At 58.1% G+C, this 20,853-nt stretch carries 14 protein-coding genes; 6 read left to right on the top strand and 8 right to left on the bottom strand.

Annotated elements, in window-relative coordinates:
- Positions 1–66: 66 nt before the first annotated feature.
- Genes P5706_RS15775 through P5706_RS15760 form a run of 4 tightly spaced genes read right to left on the bottom strand, consistent with a single transcriptional unit; the run spans position 67 to position 6,178 of the window.
- Positions 67–1,260 carry a hybrid sensor histidine kinase/response regulator gene (locus P5706_RS15775; protein WP_285679975.1) on the bottom strand — a complete coding sequence of 398 codons (1,194 nt, stop codon included), beginning with the start codon at positions 1,258–1,260 and terminating at the stop codon, positions 67–69.
- Positions 1,254–1,853, bottom strand: coding sequence for a chemotaxis protein CheB (locus P5706_RS15770; protein ID WP_285679973.1), 600 nt, complete (start codon positions 1,851–1,853; stop codon positions 1,254–1,256). The genes P5706_RS15775 and P5706_RS15770 overlap by 7 nt, the downstream gene beginning before the upstream one ends.
- Complete coding sequence (locus P5706_RS15765; RefSeq protein WP_178112671.1) at positions 1,850–2,680, bottom strand: CheR family methyltransferase; 831 nt, start codon at positions 2,678–2,680, stop codon at positions 1,850–1,852. Before P5706_RS15765 ends, P5706_RS15770 begins: the two co-directional genes overlap by 4 nt.
- Entirely contained in the window at positions 2,681–6,178 is a 3,498-nt protein-coding gene (locus P5706_RS15760; protein ID WP_200434413.1) for a response regulator, read from the bottom strand.
- A gap of 276 nt (positions 6,179–6,454) precedes the next feature.
- On the opposite strand from P5706_RS15760, the gene P5706_RS15755 reads away from it, so the two are divergent.
- The 3 genes from P5706_RS15755 (at position 6,455) to P5706_RS15740 (ending at position 12,296) form a co-directional block, all read left to right on the top strand.
- On the top strand, positions 6,455–9,769 hold the full coding sequence (locus tag P5706_RS15755; protein ID WP_285679969.1) for a hypothetical protein: 3,315 nt from the start codon (positions 6,455–6,457) through the stop codon (positions 9,767–9,769).
- A gap of 258 nt (positions 9,770–10,027) precedes the next feature.
- A complete protein-coding gene (locus P5706_RS15750; protein ID WP_285679967.1) occupies positions 10,028–10,393 on the top strand; it encodes a response regulator in 366 nt (121 codons plus the stop codon).
- A 502-nt stretch (positions 10,394–10,895) separates the two neighbouring features.
- Positions 10,896–12,296, top strand: coding sequence for a DUF1254 domain-containing protein (locus P5706_RS15740; protein WP_285679965.1), 1,401 nt, complete (start codon positions 10,896–10,898; stop codon positions 12,294–12,296).
- 54 nt (positions 12,297–12,350) lie between these two features.
- On the opposite strand, the gene P5706_RS15735 is transcribed toward P5706_RS15740, so the two are convergent.
- Both P5706_RS15735 and P5706_RS15730 read right to left on the bottom strand, forming a co-directional pair.
- Positions 12,351–13,019, bottom strand: coding sequence for a DUF3313 domain-containing protein (locus P5706_RS15735; protein ID WP_285679963.1), 669 nt, complete (start codon positions 13,017–13,019; stop codon positions 12,351–12,353).
- 430 nt (positions 13,020–13,449) lie between these two features.
- Positions 13,450–13,944 carry a hypothetical protein gene (locus P5706_RS15730; protein WP_200434418.1) on the bottom strand — a complete coding sequence of 165 codons (495 nt, stop codon included), beginning with the start codon at positions 13,942–13,944 and terminating at the stop codon, positions 13,450–13,452.
- Positions 13,945–14,115: 171 nt separating this feature from the next.
- Between P5706_RS15730 and P5706_RS15725 the strand changes: the two genes are divergently transcribed.
- The gene (locus P5706_RS15725) at positions 14,116–14,808 is read left to right on the top strand and encodes an aspartate/glutamate racemase family protein (RefSeq protein WP_285679961.1); all 693 of its coding nucleotides are present in this window, start codon (positions 14,116–14,118) and stop codon (positions 14,806–14,808) included.
- On the opposite strand, the gene P5706_RS15720 is transcribed toward P5706_RS15725, so the two are convergent.
- Both P5706_RS15720 and P5706_RS15715 read right to left on the bottom strand, forming a co-directional pair.
- Positions 14,805–15,317 (bottom strand): GNAT family N-acetyltransferase, encoded by a 513-nt coding sequence (locus tag P5706_RS15720; protein ID WP_200434420.1) that lies wholly within the window; start codon positions 15,315–15,317, stop codon positions 14,805–14,807. The two genes, P5706_RS15725 and P5706_RS15720, sit on opposite strands and share 4 nt — an antisense overlap.
- Before the next feature lie 1,019 nt (positions 15,318–16,336).
- Positions 16,337–17,482 carry a glycerate kinase gene (locus P5706_RS15715; RefSeq protein WP_285679958.1) on the bottom strand — a complete coding sequence of 382 codons (1,146 nt, stop codon included), beginning with the start codon at positions 17,480–17,482 and terminating at the stop codon, positions 16,337–16,339.
- Between the two features lie 329 nt (positions 17,483–17,811).
- On the opposite strand from P5706_RS15715, the gene P5706_RS15710 reads away from it, so the two are divergent.
- Positions 17,812–19,608, top strand: a complete 1,797-nt coding sequence (locus P5706_RS15710) for an esterase/lipase family protein (RefSeq protein ID WP_285679956.1) — start codon at positions 17,812–17,814, stop codon at positions 19,606–19,608.
- A complete protein-coding gene (locus P5706_RS15705) occupies positions 19,605–20,846 on the top strand; it encodes a T6SS immunity protein Tli4 family protein (RefSeq protein WP_285682745.1) in 1,242 nt (413 codons plus the stop codon). Before P5706_RS15710 ends, P5706_RS15705 begins: the two co-directional genes overlap by 4 nt.
- The last annotated feature ends 7 nt before the right edge of the window (positions 20,847–20,853 follow it).

Genomic DNA, 20,853 nt, shown 5'->3' with positions numbered 1-20,853 from the left:
TCCGGTCAGTTGCTGCAAGTACGACCATGGGGTCACGCAGAGGTTGCGTCGAGGTGACGATTGATTTCATTGTGGCTCGCCGAGCGGCAGGCACACCCTGAACAGCGCGCCCTCGCCTATCTGGCTTTCGACCTCGATGGTGCCGCCATGGGCTGTCACGATCTGCTCGGAAATAAATAGCCCCAGGCCCAGGCCTGCCGCTACGTGGCTGGCCGAAACGCGCTCGAACTGCTGGAAAATACGCTTCTGGTTATCCGCGCTGATGCCAATACCACGGTCGCGCACCTCGACGCGTGCCTCACCGTGTTCGGTGTACACCCGCACATCCACCGGGCTTTTGGCCCCGTAACGCAGGGCGTTGGTCAGCAGGTTGGTAACCACTTGCTCGATACGGAACTCATCCCAATTGCCTTCCACAGGCTCGTCGGCAACCAGGTGCATGGTTGAGCCGGCGGAGGCCACTTGCGGGGCGAAGTTTTGCACCAGGTTGCGCACCAACGCTGTCAGGTCAAAGCGCGCGGGGCGGATCGACAGTTTGCCGGTGCGAATGCGCGACACGTCGAGCATGTCTTCGATCAGGCGGATCAGGCTTTGAATCTGGCGCTCATCGCGGTCGACCATCGCGTGCATCTTGTCCAGGGTGAACGCGGCGGCGTTATCCCGCGCCAGGTGCATCTTGCGCAGCTGAGTCTCCAAAATCAGCCCGTTAAGCGGCGTACGCACTTCATGGGCGACAATCGACATAAAGTCGTCACGCATGCGCACGGCCTGCTCAAGCTCGGCCTGGGTGGCCTGCAGGCGCGTCAGCAGCAGCTCCTGCTCGCGGCGGCTGCGCTCCAGGGCTTCGACCTGCTGTTTCATGGCCTTGCTCTGGCGGTACAGGTCGACGAACACATTGACCTTGCTCTTGACCGCGTGGATATCCAGCGGCTTGTGTAAAAAATCCACCGCACCGCTCTCATAGCCTTTGAAGGCATAGTTGAGCTCACGGCCAGCGGCGCTGACGAACACAATCGGGATGTTCTTGGTCTTTTCGGTGCCGCGCATCAGTTCGGCCAGCTCGAAACCGTTCATGCCGGGCATCTGCACGTCGAGAATCGCCATGGCGAACTCATGCTCCAGCAACAGTGACAAGGCCTCGTCAGCGCTCAATGCCTTGAAGACCTGGCGATCCTCGCGCTTGATCAGCGCTTCGAGGGCCAGCAGGTTTTCCGGCAGATCGTCGACGATCAGCAGTTTGGCCTGGACAGTACTTAACATGGGGAAGATTCCAGGGAAGCCAGCAGTGAGCCAATCTGGCTCAAGGTGAGAATATGATCAGGTGTGTGCAAGGCCAGCGCCGCCAGGGGCATCACGGCGATGCGTGCTTCTGTGGGGTCTTGGACCACGGTGGTGCCACCCGATTGTTTGACATGGGCAAGGCCGCGCGCGCCGTCCTGGTTGGCGCCGGTCAGCAGGATCGCCAGCAGGCCCTTGCCATAGGCATCGGCCGCCGAGGCAAACAGGTAATCGATGGCGGGCCGGGAATGGTGTACGCGGTCTTCCTGGCTCATCGACAGGCTGCGATCGTTTTCAACCGACAGGTGATAGCCGGGGCCGGCAAAATACAGGGTGCCTGGCGCGATCATCTCCTTGTCGCGCGCTTCCTGCACCGGAATGTTCAGGCGCCGCGCAAAGACTTCAGCCAATTGGCTGCGGCGCTCGTCCGGCAGGTGCAATACCGCAATGATCGGCAAGCCAAATGAGTCCGGCAACCCGCCAAAAATACTCAGCAACGCCTCAACGCCGCCGGCGGAGGCGCCGACGACGATAGCTTCAATTGCGCGAGAAGGTTGGGTTGCGGCGTCGCTCATGATTTTCGGTAGATCCGTTCCTGTTTGACCAAAGGTTCGAATTGCTTGCTGTAGGCGGAAAAATCCAGGGTTTCCTTACTGCCCAGCACCAGAAAGCCGCGATGGCACAGCGACTCATGAAACAACCCAAACGCTCGATCTTGTAGCTTCTTATTGAAGTAAATCAATACGTTACGACATGAAATTAATTGTGTTTCTGAGAATACGCTATCCGTCGCCAAGCTATGGTCGGCAAACGTCACGTTCTCGCGCAACGTCTTGTCGAAGATCGCGTAATCGTAAGCCGCCGTGTAGTAGTCGGCAAATGAACGTTGGCCACCCGCCTGCTGATAATTAGCGGTGTACGCACGTACGTTCTCCAGGGAGAAAATCCCTTGCTTGGCTTTGTCCAGCGACGCCGGGTTGATATCCGTGGCGTAAATGATGGTGCGCTCCAGCAAGCCCTCTTCACGCAGCAGGATGGCCATGGAGTAGACCTCCTCGCCCGTGCTGCAGCCGGCAATCCAGATTTTGATCGATGGGTAGGTCTTGAGCAGCGGCACCACTTCCCGGCGGATCGCCAGAAAGTGCGACGGGTCGCGAAACATCTCGCTCACCGGGATCGTCAGAAACTGCAATAACTGCATGAACGCCGACGGGTCGTGCAGCACACGCTCCTGCAGCGCCGAAATGGTGGCGCAGTCAAACTGGCGCAAGGCATGCGCCACACGACGTTTGACTGACGCACCGGAATAGTCGCGAAAATCATAGCTGTACTTGAGGTAAATCGCCTCGATCAGCAGGCGCAGCTCAATATCGCTGCTTTTATCCAAAAAACTTCGCTCCACTTAAATACGTTCCATCTTCGGTAGCCATACGCGAATCAGCGAGAACAGCCGGTCCAGGTCGATCGGCTTGGCCAGGTAATCGTTGGAGCCCGCCGCGAGGCAGCGTTCCTGATCGTCCTTCATGGCCTTGGCCGTCACCGCAATAATCGGCAATTTCTTCCAGCGCGGGTCCTGGCGGATCAAGGCTGTCGCCTCGTAACCATCCATCTCCGGCATCATCACGTCCATCAGCACCAGATCGATATCGTCAACTTCATTGAGTTTGTCGATGGCTTCGCGGCCGTTACGGCCGATCACCACCACGGCGCCTTTGTGCTCCAGGGCGCTGGTCAGGGCGAAGATATTGCGCACATCGTCGTCCACCAACAGGATCTTGCGCCCCTCGAAGACCTTGTCGCGGCTGCGGGCGGTCTTGAGCATCTTCTGGCGGTCATGGGACAGCTGGGATTCGACTTTGTGCAGAAACAGTGTCACTTCGTCCAGCAAGCGTTCAGGTGAGCGCGCGCCTTTGATGATGATCGAGCGCGAGTACTTGCGCAGCTCGGCCTCTTCGTCGCGGGTCAGGTTGCGCCCGGTGTAGACGATCACCGGCGGGAACGAACAGATATCCTCGGTGGCCATACGCTTGAGCAGCTCATTGCCGAGCATGTCCGGCAGCTTGAGGTCGATGATCATGCAGTCGTAGATGTTGGTGCGCAGCAGGTCCAGCGCGGCCTGGGCGTAGCCGACGTCGGTGATTTCGATGTCATCGTCGCCAATCAGGCGGGCAATGCTGTCGCGCTGAAGGTCATCGTCCTCCACCAGCAACACACGCTTGACCTTCTGAGTCAGCTTGGCTTCCAGGCGCGCAAACACGTCCTTGAGCTCTTCGCGGGTGGTCGGCTTCACCGCATAACCGATGGCGCCCATGTGCATCGCGGCTTCGACGCGGTCTTCTACGGAGATCACATGCACGGGAATGTGGCGGGTATTGGCGTGTTCCTTGAGGCGTTGCAGCACGGTCAACCCGGAATGGTCGGGCAGGCGCATGTCCAGCAGGATCGCGTCCGGGATGTACTCTTCAGCCAGGCTGTAGCCTTCGTCTGCGCCGTGGGCGACCAGGCAGTGGTAGCCCAGTTCGTGGGCGAGGTCGAAGAGGATACGGGCAAAATTGGGTTCATCTTCCACCACCAGGATGCAGCGGGTGGCGAACGGCGCCTTGTCACGGTCGTCGGCAAAGCGCGGAATCTGTTTGGTATCGGCCACCGGCAACGGCGAGATCGCGATGGGCTTGGGCGCAGGCGCCGCCACCACCTGGCGTGGCGCCTCGACCGGCGCGGCGCCCTCCTCACGCTCTACATATTGCTCCGGCAGTACCAGGGTGAACACGCTGCCCTTGCCCGGCTCGCTGGTCACGCTGATGTAGCCGCCGAGCAAGGTTGCCAGGTCACGCGAGATCGACAGGCCCAGGCCGGTGCCGCCGTAACGGCGGTTAGTGGTGCCATCGGCCTGGCGGAAGGCTTCGAAGATGCTTTCCTGCTGGTCCGGCGCGATGCCAATGCCCGAATCGCGCACGGTAAAGGCAATGCCCTCGCCTGGCGCACGGGATACCGACAGGCTCACATCACCGGCCTCGGTGAACTTGACCGCGTTGGACAGCAGGTTCTTGAGGATTTGCTCCAAGCGCTGGCGGTCGGTGAACAGCATCGGCGGCGCATCCGCTTGAATGTCCACCTGGAAGCCCAGCTTGCGGTCAGCGGCCAGCGGCTCAAACATCCCGCGCAGGCCATCGACCAGGCGCGCCACGCTGGAGTTTTCCGGGCGCATTTCCAGTTTTCCGGCTTCAACCTTGGAAATATCCAGGATGTCGTTGATCAGGTTCAGCAGGTCATTACCTGCCGAATAGATCGACTCGGCAAACTTGACCTGTTCAGCGCTGAGGTTCTCCTGGGGGTTCTCGGCCAGCAACTTAGCCAGGATCAACGAGCTGTTGAGCGGCGTGCGCAGCTCATGGGACATGTTGGCGAGGAATTCGGACTTGTACTTGCTGGAGCGCTGCAGCTCATCGGCGCGGTCTTCCAGCTCCAGCTGGGCCTGGTTCAGCTGAACGTTCTTGCGGTCCATGGCGTCGCGCTGTTCGGCCAGGGTCTGGGTCTGCTCGGCCAGTTGCTCGTTGGTTTGCTCAAGCTCAGCCTGCTGGGTTTCCAGGTGAGCCTGGGACTCCTTGAGGATACGCGACTGCTCTTCAAGCTCTTCGTTGGCAGTCTTGAGTTCTTCCTGCTGCACTTGCAGCTCTTCGTTGAGCTGCTGGGTTTCGGCCAGCACTTCCTGCAGGCGCTGGCGATAGCGGGCGGCTTCGATGGAGGTGCCGATATTGCCGGCGATCAGCTCCAGCAACTCGACGTCGCGCTCATCCAACGGGCGCAGGAAGCCGAGTTCGATCACACCGTTGACGCGACCATCGTCGCTGGTCGGTACCACCAACACGCTGCGGGTCGCACCTTCGCCCAAGCCGGAACTGACCTTGAAATAATCCACCGGCACATCGTCCAGGCGAATCGAGCGATCAAGCTGGGCCGCCTGGCCGACGATGCCCTCGTCGTTGTAGATCGCCTGCTCTTTTTGTTCCTGCTCACGGGAGAAACCGTAGGTGGCCACACGCTTGAGCCCGCCGTGTTCTTCACGCACATACAGCGCCGCGACCGCCGAGCCCATGTATTGGGCAAAAAACTGCAGGATGTTGCGCCCGAGCATGTTCAGGGTCAGTTGGCCGAGCACCTGTTCGGCCAGTTCGGTCTGGCCATTGCGCAGCCAAGCCTGTTGCTCCAAACGCCGCGCGATCTTCTGTTGTGAGGCGAGGTTTGCACTGTAACTATCTGAAAGTGCTATTAAATTCTTTCTTCCGATGTAGGCCAGAAAGGCGCTCAACCCGAGTACGAAAGCCAGATATGCGGTCACACTGATGATGGTTGTGCGGGTCACGTCGGCATTGCGCGATACGCGGAAGGCTTGCTCCATCGCCACCGCATCCGCGTACTCATTGCGAATCGCGTCGGTCAGGCTCTTGCCGCGACCGGCCTTTACCGCCCCACGGTAATCGCCACTGCTGCGCTGCAAGTCGATCATCGACTGGGCGTACTTGTTCCACTCGTACTGCATCGACTCCAGACGCTTGAGGCGATCGACCTGCTGCGGGTTGTCCGCCACCAGTTCCTGCAGGTTGCGCAAATCACCAATGATCCGCGGCTTGGCCACTTCGTAAGGGTCGAGGAAATGCTCGTCGCCGGTGATCAGGAAGCCGCGCAAGCCGGTTTCCAGGTCCACCGTCAGCTTGGACGACTCATTGAGGTTATTGATAACCCGGTCGGTGTGCTCCACCCACTGGATCACCGACAGCAAATAAGTGATCAGGCAGACGAAAAACACCGCGCTGAGCACGCCGACGCCCAAGGGCAACGCGACGTTTCGGCTCAGCAGGGTACGGAAGCTCTTTTCATCGACGGACGACGCGGGAGTCATGGGCATGCCTTGGCCAAGTGCGGAAAAAGGGGGAGTTTGCCCGAATATCAGGGACTAAGGCTATGTTTGTGCGTTGGTTTGACGCAAAAGCGTACGCACGGCATGCGGATTTTTCGTGGTTCCAGCTGCGATTTTTCAACTCATTTACACAATTGCAAACAGATTCCTACAACGAAAGAGGAACGACCCTTCATTGATCTCACACTCAGGACGGCGCCTCAGGAACATGGAAGGTCTTTTGGAAGGCGTCTTTTATGACCCACCAAGGTAAGTTAAATGAGCATCTCCAACGTTACTCAGCAAACCATAACCGTCACCGCTGGCCAGAACGCGCTTGAGCTTGTCCCCCCGGCGTCAAAAGCTCCAGACGCTCAAAACACGCCTCCAGTGCCAAGAACACTGACCAAGCCCGTAAACCAGCTACAGGCAGACAAACAGAACCTTTTCAGTTTGGTCGACCAGCTTAAGCTCATGAGTACCCAGAATGGTGGCAAGCCCCTTACCCCAGACCAAATTTCAAGCGCTCTAAAAAGTCAGGTTGACACGCCTTTCGTAGGTTCCACCTACGCCTTGACCCGTTCCACACCGCCGACATTAGCGACCGTCATTACCGATCTGGGTTATGAAATGCCGGTTACCGCCGATCAAGTCGCTACGCTGGCCAAGCAAATTGAGCAAAAGGCTTCAATACCGGTGCTGGGAAACCTGGGCGGAGGACTGTCCTGGCCCATTCCGATGTCGCGAGAGGAAAGGCAGAGTATTCGTTCGTTCCTGCTCTCCGGTAAAAGCGGCTTGCCTGGCTTGCCGTTGCGGGCGACACATACCAACGGCACGCTGAACTACTTGTTGCAAGGCAGTTCGGTGACGCACAGTGACTTGCAAGGCGACCCTCAAGCGGCGCTACAAAAATTATTCGATACCCCCAGGGCCCAGGCACTGGGGCAGGCGTTACAGACACACCTCAAGGGTGTGTCCACAGCCGCCAGTATTTATGACTACCTGTTGACCGCTATAAACGACGGGCTCGACTTGAGTGGTCTTTTTTATCCAGAACCCAAAACAATCGGTCATATCCACCTCGACTCCCCCGAGTATTGGGGGCAACCACCCTCGCAGGTGGCCGAGCACCTGAGCAAGAATCTGATCAAGGAAGGTCTGGCGTCAGAGTCAACGGCTAAACTTGCAACTCATGTGCTGTTGGCGAGCCGAGCACCGCATTTTCTGATCAAAGATATGCCTGCGAACGTGAAAATTGGCAGTGTTGTCTGGGGGCAATTGGCTTTAGCGGCAGCCAAGATCGAGGCCCAGACGCCGGGCTTGCTGTCTAACATGACCTGTGCCGAGGTTATCGCCTGCGCGGAGTCCATACCGGCCGACAATGTCGACGTTCAAATTGCCGAGCGTGGAATCCTGAAGGAGTGGGGATTGGCCAATGGTTTGCTGCCGATCTTGCAAACCACCTGGACGCCGATTGATGGCGGATTGGTCCCCTCAACTCCCGAGCCAACAGAGTCCGAAATAGAGCAGGTCAGAGTGGCCTACAACAACCGGCTGCAGGCACTGGCGCAGAGTTCTACGGGTTTATACACGCCACTGGCCACTCGAAAAGAGATTGCACTCAATTGCCTCAGAACTGAGTTTCCGAATCTTGATCCAGCGGTTTTTGAAGCTCAAGTGCTGGCCAAGAAATACACAGGCCGCGCGAGCGCCGGCGATCCAAGATTACGATCCATGCTTGATATTGTGATGGAAGGGGAAAAACTAGGGGAAGCATACAAATGGATCACCAACGACCGCCGTGTTCCCATCAATGCGTTCAACGCGTTTGCACGCTCCGATAGGTTGCACGCACCCGAAGTTTTCAAGGCCCAGTTCGAGTCGTCGATAAAGGCGCAAAAAGAAGGCCATCATGGGATGGTCAAACACCTGATTTCCCAAATGCCAATTGCCGATCGCAAAAACTTTGAATTCGGCAAGCTCGAGTATTTCTACAGCAATGACTACAAAAGCACAGAAAGCAGTCCACTCGAACTGGTGAAGCGCGGGCACACGCTGATTGTGAGAACCACTCGCAACGGGGAGGAGCCCAATCTTTATGAAATCGACACCACGAAGGGGACAATCACCAAACAAAATGATCGATTGGCAACATTGCTCGATCACCGTGAAACGATTAACGAAAAATCGGAAAAAATTGTTTCGATGGTAAGGCCTTACTACCCTTTCAGCGGCTCTACCGCCCCCCATAGCGCCGAGAGCTCAGAAACACCTGCAATCCCCGACAGCTACAACTCCGAACGAACCAATAACATTGCCGATTTCTACGTCAAATCCCTGGGGCTGGATGACGAAAGTTTCTTAAAGTACTGCCAGGGCGTGACGTCTTTCGATAAAGATCAGTTGGGTGACGAGGCAATCGGGAATTACCTTCTCAATATGATTCCGTTTCGGGCTGCCATCGTCAACTTGTCTAACGGCCGCTACGGTGAGGCAGTGGGAGACTTGGCCTTTGATATTTTTGGCTTCTTGACCCTCGGCGCGGGGAAGGCGGCGCAAGCCTCCAGAGCCTTGGGTAAAGGTCTGGGCGTCACCCATACAGCTTCAAAAGTTATCAAATTCCTGGGGATGTCCACATTGGAGGCGCTTAACCCGCTCCCTACTACCCTAGTGGGTAGCCTGCTAACTGGGGGTGGAAAGCTGCTCGCCAAGGGAGCCATTAAGAGTGGTGAATTGGCGAATAGGCTAAGAGGCGCAAGCGGCAGCTACGACCTGCTCAAGGCTGCCAGTAAAAGCCAGGGTGTCGTCGCAATCGGGACCTACAAAGTAGCAGAAGCAGCCTTCGAAGGCTCCGCCGTACTTCGCGATGGTAAATGGTACGCCTACAACCCTGTGAACGGACGCCCTTATGGCAAGCCGCTTGCGATGTTTACTCCCGATAGCGTCGCTATGGGCGGAAACATTGAAAAATTCAAAATGCTTGCGAACGATGCGGGCTTCTCTGTTGATACAACAAAACGTGGGCTTCGTATGACGGTGGATGCCCACGGCGCTATTCCTCCAGGAGATACTTCAGCACTGATGCAAATAGATGGCGCGTTTATAACCCCGAATGAGTTATTGGAAAAACTCAAGTCGAAGGGTGTCAAGCTGGAGGAATACGCCGAGATTCGTTTAGTGATGTGCAATTCCGGAACAGGCGGGACGCAATCATTTGCGGCGCAATTATCCAGACTTACCAAAAAACCAACAGAGGGGTTCGAGGGGGTCGTACACACAAGTCAAGAGGTAGAAAATATCGCAGCCGCCAGCTACAAAATTGGAGGCGCCAAGCAGCAAGAGCTAATTGACCTCTCGGTAATTGGCAGTAAAAAAACCATCGCCAAACTCCAACACACAGGAGTCACTGACGACGGCCGCTTCATTTACACTCAGCATCCAAATTACAACCCGGTCTATTTTGATACGCTGGGCCAACCGCTGCCCCGCAAACCAGCTAAAGCGCCTTATATACCAGAGCCTGTCGTACTGAACGAAAGAAGAGGAAGTCAAGCGCCAGAGATTAATTTTGATGAATACGACGATCTCACTTGATGGGCAAGATTGAAATGAACACCGGGCAAGTCGCGTTTTGACCCTGCTGCCCTACCGTTTACGTCAATGGCACAGTTTGATGCGTGCCATTGACGCCTCGTTCTCGCTGCGGGTATTGCCTTTCTGACCACGCGACATTCGCCCTCTTTCCCTTCACAATGCCCCACCAATGGAACTTGCCGAGATGGCCGCGACTCATTAGAGAACGGTCTTTCAACCGCCAGACACCTGCCCTTCCATTTTTCAGGAATACCCCCTATGTGCGCTGCCCCCTCCACCATCCTTGTAGTCGAAGACGACGCCATTGTGCGCATGCTGATCGTCGATGTACTCGAAGAGCTGGAGTTCTCGGTGCTTGAGGCTGCCGACGCCGAAGAGGCCCTTGAAATTGTTAAAGATACCACTCAGCACATCGACCTGATGATGACCGATGTGGGCCTGCCGGATATGGACGGCAAACAACTGGCCACCAAAGTACGTGAAGTACGCCCGTCCCTGCCGATCCTGTTCGCCAGCGGCTATGCCGACAGTATCGACGTACCCGCAGGTATGCAGGTGATCGCCAAGCCGTTCTCCATCGATCAACTACGTGACAAGGTCAAGTCGATGTTGTCCGCCGTTTGAGTCCGATACGTGCGGCGCTTTACCCCCCGCGCAAAACCGTGAACATCCCCACACGAACACACTCATTCCTTCGCGCAGCTAGCGAGTCTGATTTTTACTGCTAGCTTCAAACGGCATGTCCTGTACCAATTTGTGAGCAAGGACAGCGCGAGCGCATTGATCCATATGCCAGGGTTCGTTTCCAGGGTGTTGGGGAACTTATAGGTTCAAGTCAACATGCTCGGCGTGCCGCAGTTGCTGCGCGCCACCGGCACCTGAACGTTCGAATTGAACACCAACCCACTACATTCCCATCGGGCTGGGCGCCGGCAAGGCCTGGAAAGCCGGCAGCAATACCGTCAACGCCTTCGTCGAACCGCAATGGACAGTGGCACGCAAGGGCGATGATTTACCCCAGTTCACGTTGTTTGCAGGGATTAACGTGACGTTCGGTAAATAAAACTGGAAACTCTGGGTTTTGATCCCACGCCCTCTATATAGCACTCAGGAAGGACGCAACAACATGATTGGAAAACCGACGCGCCTGCTGTTGGCGAGCCTCTCGATACTCATGAGCACCGGCGCCTGGGCCGACTTCACGGCGACCCCGACTGAAGCCCGGGCCATTGCCAAGGAAGCCTACCTGTATGGCTACCCGGTAGTGGAGATGTACAAGACGCTCTACACCCAGGCCGTCGACAAAGGCGGTGCCAACTACAAGGCCCCGTTTAACCATATCGGCAATACCGCCCAGGTATTCACGCCCAGGGACACCGCCTTCGTCACCCCGAACTCGGACACGCCCTACTCCTTCGTGTGGATGGACCTGCGCAAAGAGCCGTTGGTGCTGACCCTGCCCAAGGTCGAAGACAACCGCTACTACTCGGTGCAGTTGATCGACCTCTACACCCAGAACATCGCTTACCTGGGCACCCGCAGTACCGGCAACAATGGCGGCCACTACATGATCGCCGGGCCTGACTGGAAAGGTCAGCAACCGGTGGACATCGACCGCGTGATCTACAGCGAAAGCAACATCGCCTACGCCCTGTACCGCACGCAGTTGTTCGATGAAAAGGACCTGAACAAGGTCAAGCAGATCCAGAATGGCTACAAAGTGCAGCCGCTGAGTGCCTACGTGAAGCAACCTGCGCCGGCCAAGGTGCCGAAGATCGAATGGCCTAAACCCATGGCGACCATGACCGAAGGCCCGCAGCTGTTTCGTTACCTGAACTTCATGCTGGCCTTTGCCGCGCCCCAAGACAGCGAAAAAGACCTGATGGCGCGCTTTGCCAAGATAGGCATCGCCCCCGGCGCGCCCTTCAAGGTCAAGGACCTGACCGCCGAACAGCGCAAAGCCCTGGAAGACGGGATCGCCGATGGCCGGGCCGAGTTCGCTGCGTTCAAGAAAGATAAAGTCGACACTCACCAAGTCACCAGCAGCGACCTGTTCGGCAGCCGTGACCGCCTGAAAAACAACTACCTGTACCGCTACGCCGGCGCCAACCTGGGCATTTTCGGCAATTCCACCGACGAAGCCATCTACATGAGCTACTTCGTCGACAGCGAAGGCAAACCGGCCAACGGCGCACGCCACAGCTACACCGTGCACTTTGCCAAGGACCAACTGCCACCGGCTGAGGCGTTCTGGTCACTGACCATGTACGACGCCAAGACCAAACTGTTGGCGCCCAACCTCAAGAAGCGCTACCTGATCAACTCAGCGATGCTGCCCAACCTCAAGCGGGACGCCGACGGTGGCCTGACCTTGGCCTTGCAGCACCACGAGCCGCCAAAAGCCGAACAGAGCAACTGGTTGCCGGCCCCGCCCGGTCCGTTTTACGCCGTACTGCGAATTTACCTGCCCAAGCCTGAGGTGGGTAATGGTCAATGGAAGCTGCCGCCACTGACACCGCTCAAGTAATGCTCGGATAAGAGCAGCGTGCCCGTGCGCAAACGCGGGCACGCCCCCTGCGACTTAGTGCTTTTTGAGCTTTACGTAGGACTGATGTAAATCCGACGCCCAGCCATCGATTACGCTTTTCACATCGTCAGCCTTCATCACCTGCGCGTCATTGGACAGTGGCTTGCCGGTGCCTTTGCGCACTACCTGGGCAAGCACCTTGCCGCTGCCCCCGTCCAGGAACTGCGCCTCGGTGCCCAGGGTAGTTTCCTGGTCACGTATGCCGGCGCCGGTACTCACCGCCGCCGCCACCAGCGCCACGGGAATGTATTCGTAGGGTTTGAGGCTTTCGGTCTTGCTGCTCACCGCAGTGATGGCCGCACGCACTACGATCACACCTGGGCCTGGGGTATTGGCCAGTGGCAGCGACTTGGCCAGCTCACGCCTGAGCGCCTGGCTGTAGTAGGTGTTGATGCCATTGAGGGTGCTGTCCGGGATTTTTGCAGTGGCTTGGGGCTTGGGGTAGAACTGCGTCGGTTCGATGAACACCGCCGTGTAGTTATTGAGGTTCAGGTTCGGGTCAACCCAGCGCATCACCTGCTCACCCGAAGGCGACTTGGCCTCCTTCAAATGGCTGTAGTCCGAGAGAAAACCGGAATACTCATCCGGTTGAGTCACCTTGCTGGCGCAGCCGACCATTGCTATAGCAACGCACAGCGTGCTGATCATTAGCCTTGATTTCATCATTGAACTCCCTGGCAGTTATCGTCGAGACACTGAACTGTAGGTATAGCCAATGCTGGGGGAATGGCTGTTATTTCAAGCCACCTGATTGACAGCGTTACAACCCGCGTCAAAGTAATGCACGGCTGTCGCTGATGCAGTACTACCTGGAGAACGGCCAGGAGCCCAAGGCGCAGATCGTGATGCAAAGCTGGAAGAAACTGAATCCGGGCGATCCAGCGCTAAAATAAACATGGTTTGTGGCGAGCAGGCTTGCCCTGCGCTGGGGCGCGAAGCGGCCCTGATCCGGGCGCTGCGCGTTCTCAGTCAGATGGTTTTGGGGCTGCTGCGCAGCCCAACGCGGGGCAAGCCCGCTCGCCACAACAAGCGCGCTTGCCACAATAAGCCTGTTTGCCACAACAAGCCTGCTTGCGGCACACATCAGGTGCAATCAGCCGCGATCGCGCGGGATCAGGCTCTGCAGCTGCGCCGCCAGGAAATTGGCATCGAAGGCGAAGGTGTCCGGGTCTTTTAAACCGTTGGTTTTCTTCCACAGCCAATCGTTTTTGTCCGCCGGCAGCACCAGCGACACACTGCCGTGTCGCGCGGCGGTCAGGCCTATTACCGACACGGCTATCGAGCCGCCTGCCCCCATCACTTCCGGCACAAATTCCACGGCCTTGCCAGTGATAAGCACAGTAAGCTTCTCGGTCTTGAAGGTCGAACTCTCGGCCGGCAGGCCTGGGCCACTGGCGACATACGCTTCACGTTGGACTTCGAGCAAACCGACGCGCTTGACCGGCTCCAGCCACTGCTCAACGTGCCCGAACAGCTCACCGAGCTTTTGCGCCCAGCGCGCAGACTGCAGATCAAATTGCTGTTTTTTATGCGCTTCGCTGTCGGCGTAATGGCGAAGCATCTCGCCCAGTTGCTGTACATCGTCCATTGCCAAATTCCTTGGGTGAGCCAGGTTGCGAGGCATGATCATGGCAGATGCGGCGGCCGGCCGTATGATTAACGCCCGCGAAACTGCACCGGTGATTTTGCCGGCAACTGCGTATGACTAATGCGTTTCCGATGGGTAAGGTGAAGCGACATTCCTTGTCCGGAGTATCGCATGCGCACCATCGGCCTTATCGGCGGCATGAGCTGGGAGTCCAGCGCCGAGTATTACCGCATCATCAACCAGCGCGTGCGTGACCAACTGGGGCCGTTGCGCTCGGCGCAACTGTTGATGTACAGCGTGGACTTCGGCCCGGTGGAACAGGCCCAGCACGCCGGGCGTTGGGACGACACCGCGCTGATCCTTGAAGACGCCGCGCGCCGCCTGCAGGCTGGCGGCGCGGAGTGTGTGGTGCTGTGTACCAACACCATGCATTTGGTGGCGCCGCGTATCGAAGCGGCAGTGTCGATTCCATTCCTGCATATTGCCGACGCGGCGGGAGCGGCGGCGGTCGCAGCCGGCACCTTGACCGTTGGCCTGCTGGGCACTGCGTTCACCATGGAACAGGACTTTCTCAAATCCCGCCTGGCGGCACAGGGCTTGACCGTACTGGTGCCGCAAACCCAAGAGCGCCAGGCCGTGCACCGCATCATCTATGAGGAGTTGTGTGTCGGGGTGATCAGCGAGGCGTCGCGCCAGGTCTACCAACGCGTGATTGAGTCATTGGCGGCGCGGGGTGCCCAGGCGATCATCCTGGGCTGTACGGAAATCGGCCTGCTGATCAAGCCGCAGCACAGCCACCTGCCGCTGTTGGACACCACCGAGCTGCATGCGCAGGCTGCGGTGGCGTTTGCGCTGCAGGATTAAGCCGACTGGCGCAGGCGCGCCATGCTCACGGTGTCGACAAACTGGCCGTCACGCAGGGCGTAATCGCGCAACAGGCCTTCAACCTCGAAGCCAAACTTTTTGTACAGGCCTTGCGCGGCTTGATTGTCGGCATACACCGTAAGTTCCACACGGTGCAGGTTCATCCAGTTGTCGGCCACCTCCAGCGCGGCCGCCAGCAGCCTGGAGCCTACGCCCTTGCCCTGCCAGGCCGTCGCCACGCCCATGCCGAATGAGCCCACATGGCTGCGCCGCACCCGCAGGGTCTGTTCCAGGCCAAGCTGGCCAATCACCTCGCCGCCGTGCACCGCCACCAGCTGTAGCCGCCGCTCATTATCGAGTGCCAGCTTGTTGCGCCAGGCCTCCACCGATTGATAAGGCATTTGCAGCACCTGACGGCACACGGCCGGGTCGTTATAGAGCGCAGCGACGCCTTCAAGGTGGGCTTCGGTAAAGCGCTGGATCACGATATGGGGTTCAGGTGTGTGCATTGTGTTTCATCCTTTGAAAGACAAGTGGCGGGCCAGTGTAGGGGGGCGGCTGCATGCCGGCTAGGGGCTGACGGCTGTGGCGGTTTGTCGGTTTGTCGGTGTACATATCCATTTCTGCGGTCACGACTTCTATTGGTTCCGCTCTTACAGCGGGTCACTTTTGGCAAACGCCCCAAAAGTAACCAAAAGGTCTGTGCCCCACCACTCGGCACCTCGCTTAGGCTCGGTGTGCCCTCACTCCGGCTTGAATCCGTGGGCCGCCGCGATGGGCCATCCTTGGCCCAGCGCGGCTAACCCGGCGTCCTGCCGGGTTACCCACGGATTCAAGCCTGCGTTCGGCCATCGTGGTTAACGGGGCGTCTCAGATCAAAATCAAAAGCAGATCAAAAGCAGAGCACGGCGGCCTGAAAGCCGACCTGAGTGGTTGAAGCATGAGCCAGATCAAGTGCAAAGCAAAAGCCTATCTGAATACACTGAAGAGCTGCCTTTCTGTGGGAGCTGGCTTGCCTGCGATGCAGACACCTCGGTGTATCAGGCACACCGAGTTGATGCCATCGCAGGCAAGCCAGCTCCCACCTTTGACCGAGTATGGCTCTGCTGTTGCTGTTGCTGTTGCTCCGGCTCTTACATCCTTTTCGCTGGCGAAGTCAGCGGTCTTTTGATCTGCGCTTTTGATCTTGATCTGAAATCGCCCCGTTAAACACGATGGCCGGAATTCGACAGGGATTTGGGGGGTAAACCGGCAGGGATGCCGGTTTAGCCGCGCTGGGCCAAGGATGGCCCATCGCGGCGGCCCCCCAAATCACTGGCGGATTGCGGGCATGCCGAGCCATAGCGAGGCACCGAGTGTTGGGGCGAAGACCTTTTGGTTACTTTTGTGTCTTTACAAAAGTGACCCGCTGTAAGAGCGGAACCCTAAGCCGCCGTTACCGCAGCAACGGATATGTACACCACCAAAAGCCCGCCATCGCAGGCAAGCCAGCTCCCACACAAGAACAACCAGCTACATGAGGCGCCTGTCAGCCAAGCTGGCCGAGTGCTGTGCGCCATACCCGTGCAATGTCCGCCGCGCGCTCGCGCAACAGGCTCGGCGCCTCGCTGCACGCTTGCTCCAGGCTCATGGGGCCAGAGGGTAACGCGAAGGCGGCGTCCACCCCATGGGCATACATCTGCTCATAGCCTTCGCCCAGGGTGCCAGCGATCACGATCACCGGCACGCCATGGCGTTGAGCAATACGCGCCACGCCAAACGGTGTTTTGCCACGCAAGGTCTGGGCGTCGAAGCGGCCTTCGCCGGTAATCACCAGGTCTGCCCCCTGCACGGCTGCATCCAGGCCCACCAGCTCGGCAACAACCTCCACGCCCGCGCGAAACTGCGCGCCGAGGAAGGCCTTCGCGGCAAAACCCAAACCGCCTGCCGCACCGCTGCCGGGTTCGTCGCGCACATCTTTAGGCAGCACGCGGGCACAGTGATCGGCAAAGTGCCCAAGCGCCGCGTCAAGCTGTTCGACTTGCTGTGGATTAGCGCCTTTTTGCGGGCCAAAAATGGCGGACGCGCCGTGCGGCCCGCACAGAGGATTATTCACGTCGGCCGCGATTTCAAAACGCACCTGGGCCAAACGTGGGTCCATCTGCTCCAGGCTCATACGCGTCAGCCCGGCCAACGCCAGGCCGCCCGGCGCAAGGGCCTGGCCTTGGGCGTTGAACAACTGCACGCCGAGCGCCTGCATCGCGCCCGCCCCGCCGTCATTGGTGGCGCTGCCGCCAATGGCCAGGATGATGCGCTGCGCGCCGGCATCCAGTGCCGCGCGGATCAGCTCGCCGGTGCCAAATGTGCTGCTGATGCAAGCATCACGCTGACCCGGCGGTACACGTTGCAAGCCGCTGGCTTCGGCCATTTCGATCATCGCGGTGTGGCTGTCTGCGAGCCAGCCCCAGCGTGCTTCGACTGCCTCCCCCAAGGGCCCGCGCACCGTTTCGCGACGCAACTCGCCGTTGCAGGCCGCGAGTACCGAATCCACCGTGCCTTCACCGCCGTCGGCCATTGGGCACTGGATCAACTGCGCATCCGGCCACACCTGAACGAGCCCATCGGCAATTGCCTGGGCAGCGCCTTCGGCACTCAGGCTGTCCTTGAATGAGTCGGGGGCGATGATGATTTTCATGGGCTTTCTCCGGTTTTTATAACGCCCATGCTGCCAGTTGCCATCGGCAATGACGCCGGTCCGATGCACAAGTGCGGGTGAGGTTTGTTGGTCATTCCGACAAAACGGCGTCTGAACAGCGCAAAGCACAGCCAATACGGCCCAATCTGACAGCCCCATACCTACGAGATTGTAGGACGGCTCCTGAATAGCCGCTCTCCATTGAGGCGTGAAATAACCCGTGCATACAGTGTCGTCCGGCATGGGTCACCTTGGGCGTCAGGCGAGGTAATCAACACCCGCCAGCAGAACCCCATGCCTGAGAAATGACTTGATCAAGGAGACTGCTGATGACTGATAGCCCGATTAAACCCCGCATCGCCCCTATGACCTATAACGCACGCGGCAATCCCGTGCATACCTGGACCCTGACGCCCAGCCATATCACCGACCCGGTTCTATGCATGATGCCGCCGGTTGGAGTGCTGCCGGTGATCTTTGTGCCGGGGATTATGGGGTCGAATTTGAAGAGTAAGCCTGACAAGCGCAATAAAAAGGAAAAGGCGGTTCCTGTATGGCGTCTGGACGCGGGATTCATGGGCAAAAATGTGTGGCTGGCCGTCAACTGGATCAACAAAAAGGCAGGCATACGCCAGCGCCTGTTACACCCGCAAAGGGTGGAAGTCGATAGAGAAGGCGCGGTGCCCAAACGTCCCGTAGGCACGGTTTTGACCCCGCCTGGGCCGGACCAGAAAAGCACGCTTCTTGCCCTGACCAAACGCTATCAGGAGCGCGGCTGGGGCGAAGTCAGCGAAACCAGCTATCACGCGTTTCTTCTTTGGCTGGAAGAGACCCTGAATAACGAGTTCTTGCCCCACCGGTGGCCTCAATTCGATATTCGGCCGGAGCACTTGCATACCGTCGCCGTCGAAACGGGGCCGAATCACATCACCCGTCTTAAGCCCGCTATAAACATCGGCATGCCAGGGCTGGGTGCCACCCTGGCCAGTCAGTTGCCGCCGATTGTGTCGGATGAGCTGGTGGCGCGTGGCGGTTATCGGATGCCGGTGCATGCGTGTGGGTATAACTGGTTGGACTCCAACAAAGTCGCCGCAAGTCGTTTGGCACAGCGCATTGACGAACTGATGCGCCAGTACGGCCGCAATTGTCAGCAGGTAATTTTGGTCACGCACTCCATGGGCGGGCTGGTGGCAAGACGGTGCGCGCAACTGCCCGGCATGGCCGACAAAATTGCCGGTGTCGTGCATGGCGTCATGCCGGCCACCGGCGCGCCAGTCGCCTATCGCCGCTGCAAGGTCGGCATGAAAGATGAAGACCCTATTGCCGGTGCAGTGATTGGTCCGACCGGTCAAGAAGTTACGGCGGTCTTCGCCCAGGCACCCGGTGCCTTGCAATTATTGCCGAACCAGGATTACACGCCTGGCTGGCTGAGGCTGGTCGACGACCAAGGCCTTTCGGCAATGCCGCGTCAGCCGGTAACAGATCCTTATGAAGAGATCTATCTACGCCGTGACCGTTGGTGGGGATTGCTGCGTGAAGAATGGTTGGCGCCGAAGGATGGCGATTCGATCACGTGGGAGATATTTGCGGGCAACATAAAGAAAGCAAAAAAATTTCATCAAAGTATCAGTGGCTCCTACCACCCTCAAACCTATGTCTACTACGGCAGTGAAGACAAGCACCCCAGCTTCGAGTCCATCACCTGGAAAATGACTCGCGGGGCCACTGCCAATGGCCTTCACGGTTCACGCCCCGATAGCTACACGGTTTCAAATCTGCAGATGCATCAGGTCAGGGATGACGGCCGCAGCCCGGTTTACGTCGGCGGCCACGAGCAAGCCATACCACCCATGCGGGGCGATCCCGATGCGCCTGTCAAAACCGTGCAGACCAGCTACTGGGAGCTGCATTGCAAAATGCAGGACGGCTCCGGCGACGGCACCGTGCCGGTCAGTTCGGGCAGCGCGCCGATAAAACAGGCGCCTTATGGTGGCGTTCGCCAGCAAATCAAGGCCCCAGGCTTTGATCATGAAGCGTCCTATACCAATCCGTTAACACAGCAATTCACCCTTTATTCAATCATCAAAATTGCGGCGAAAGCCAAGGAGCCCCTGTGCGCCGGATGACCGTTTTTTTTGCCTGCCTGGTGCTCGGGCCACTCAGCGCATGTACCGCCTTCAAACAACCCAGCGAACAGGAGAAACATAACGTGAGCGAAATGACTACCCACATGCGCACCTGGGCGTTGGGCCGGGGCCTGATTGATATACCGGCCAACTGGACTGGCGGCGGCGATGTGAAGCTGTACTACGGGCTCGGCGCCGATCATTCGTCGGTTGACGTGCGGGTGTTGGGAGAAGGCGTGACGCAACAACGATTTGACGCCGCCTTGAATGAGCGTGCGCATCGAATCGCGGCAATTAAAAACGATGAAATGCAGGATGCATCCATGCTGGTGTCGGCAGTACGGCTCTCGCCGCAGAGTGTAACGCTGCAGTATTTCGAGAGCACCGAACTCCCGGATACGTTCGTTCACGAATTCCACCTGCTGGTAGGCGATGCCTACGTCATGCTCCGCGCCGAGTCCTACAACGGCAACACAGCTCCCGTTGAGGCCCGGCTGTTGAAGCTGTCCAAGGAAATATTCAAGGTTGCGCCGGAAAACGCAGGAGCAGGCTTTGCGTTGGGACCTGTGGTGATCAGAAGTCATCACGATCAGGAGATTGCCAGCTTTGATTTCAGCCCACCTGCTTCGGATGTCTCGCTGAGTATCTATATCAACGCGCTGTCACCGGATGACGACGAGCGCTTGCACGTTCGCACCCAAAAAGACACACAGATTTTTCTCGCTGGCGATTATGAAAACTTACGCGCTGGAAAAATCACACTGGCTGAAATGCAAGCCGAGGAGTCCCTGATCGGTTTCAGTGACGACACTCACCGTCAAATACTCTTCGTGAGTGAAAACTACCGAGCCGATCCTTCCCTAAGCCGGCCTGCCATGAGCTTTCGCTTATCGGCAGGCGGGATGAAAACCGGACCTGACGATCCGAATGAGCCCGAGGACCTGGTGCGCTGGACCCTTCCCCAGTTCGCCAACAAAGGCTACGACCTACCGCTCTGGCAACAACCCGCAAGCCCAGAACCCATCAACCCTTCACTCACCGACTACGAAGCCATGGCCGTGTGGGATGCGATCCTCAAGTCGGTACGTATCCGTTACGGCTCCGTCGCGCCCAAGCCGGACCCATGGGCCAACTATCGCGGCCCCAGCGCTGAAGAGGCGGCTGAAAGCAAACGCATCCTCGATGAGTTCATCGCCAGCTTCGAGAAGCCCAAACCCCGGCCGTTGGAAGAAAGTTAAAGCGGCG

Source organism: Pseudomonas sp. ChxA (assembly GCF_030263855.1).
Taxonomy (GTDB): domain Bacteria; phylum Pseudomonadota; class Gammaproteobacteria; order Pseudomonadales; family Pseudomonadaceae; genus Aquipseudomonas; species Aquipseudomonas fluorescens_CB.
This window is presented reverse-complemented; position numbering and strand designations above follow the sequence as displayed.

What these genes read in the sequence shown, in the direction of transcription:
- P5706_RS15775 (WP_285679975.1), bottom strand. Translation starts at nt 1,260, where the DNA reads ATGTTAAGTACTGTCCAGGCCAAACTGCTGATCGTCGACGATCTGCCG.
- P5706_RS15770 (WP_285679973.1), bottom strand. Translation starts at nt 1,853, where the DNA reads ATGAGCGACGCCGCAACCCAACCTTCTCGCGCAATTGAAGCTATCGTC.
- P5706_RS15760 (WP_200434413.1), bottom strand. Translation starts at nt 6,178, where the DNA reads ATGACTCCCGCGTCGTCCGTCGATGAAAAGAGCTTCCGTACCCTGCTG.
- P5706_RS15755 (WP_285679969.1), top strand. Translation starts at nt 6,455, where the DNA reads ATGAGCATCTCCAACGTTACTCAGCAAACCATAACCGTCACCGCTGGC.
- P5706_RS15750 (WP_285679967.1), top strand. Translation starts at nt 10,028, where the DNA reads ATGTGCGCTGCCCCCTCCACCATCCTTGTAGTCGAAGACGACGCCATT.
- P5706_RS15740 (WP_285679965.1), top strand. Translation starts at nt 10,896, where the DNA reads ATGATTGGAAAACCGACGCGCCTGCTGTTGGCGAGCCTCTCGATACTC.
- P5706_RS15735 (WP_285679963.1), bottom strand. Translation starts at nt 13,019, where the DNA reads ATGAAATCAAGGCTAATGATCAGCACGCTGTGCGTTGCTATAGCAATG.
- P5706_RS15730 (WP_200434418.1), bottom strand. Translation starts at nt 13,944, where the DNA reads ATGGACGATGTACAGCAACTGGGCGAGATGCTTCGCCATTACGCCGAC.
- P5706_RS15725 (WP_285679961.1), top strand. Translation starts at nt 14,116, where the DNA reads ATGCGCACCATCGGCCTTATCGGCGGCATGAGCTGGGAGTCCAGCGCC.
- P5706_RS15720 (WP_200434420.1), bottom strand. Translation starts at nt 15,317, where the DNA reads ATGCACACACCTGAACCCCATATCGTGATCCAGCGCTTTACCGAAGCC.
- P5706_RS15715 (WP_285679958.1), bottom strand. Translation starts at nt 17,482, where the DNA reads ATGAAAATCATCATCGCCCCCGACTCATTCAAGGACAGCCTGAGTGCC.
- P5706_RS15710 (WP_285679956.1), top strand. Translation starts at nt 17,812, where the DNA reads ATGACTGATAGCCCGATTAAACCCCGCATCGCCCCTATGACCTATAAC.
- P5706_RS15705 (WP_285682745.1), top strand. Translation starts at nt 19,605, where the DNA reads ATGACCGTTTTTTTTGCCTGCCTGGTGCTCGGGCCACTCAGCGCATGT.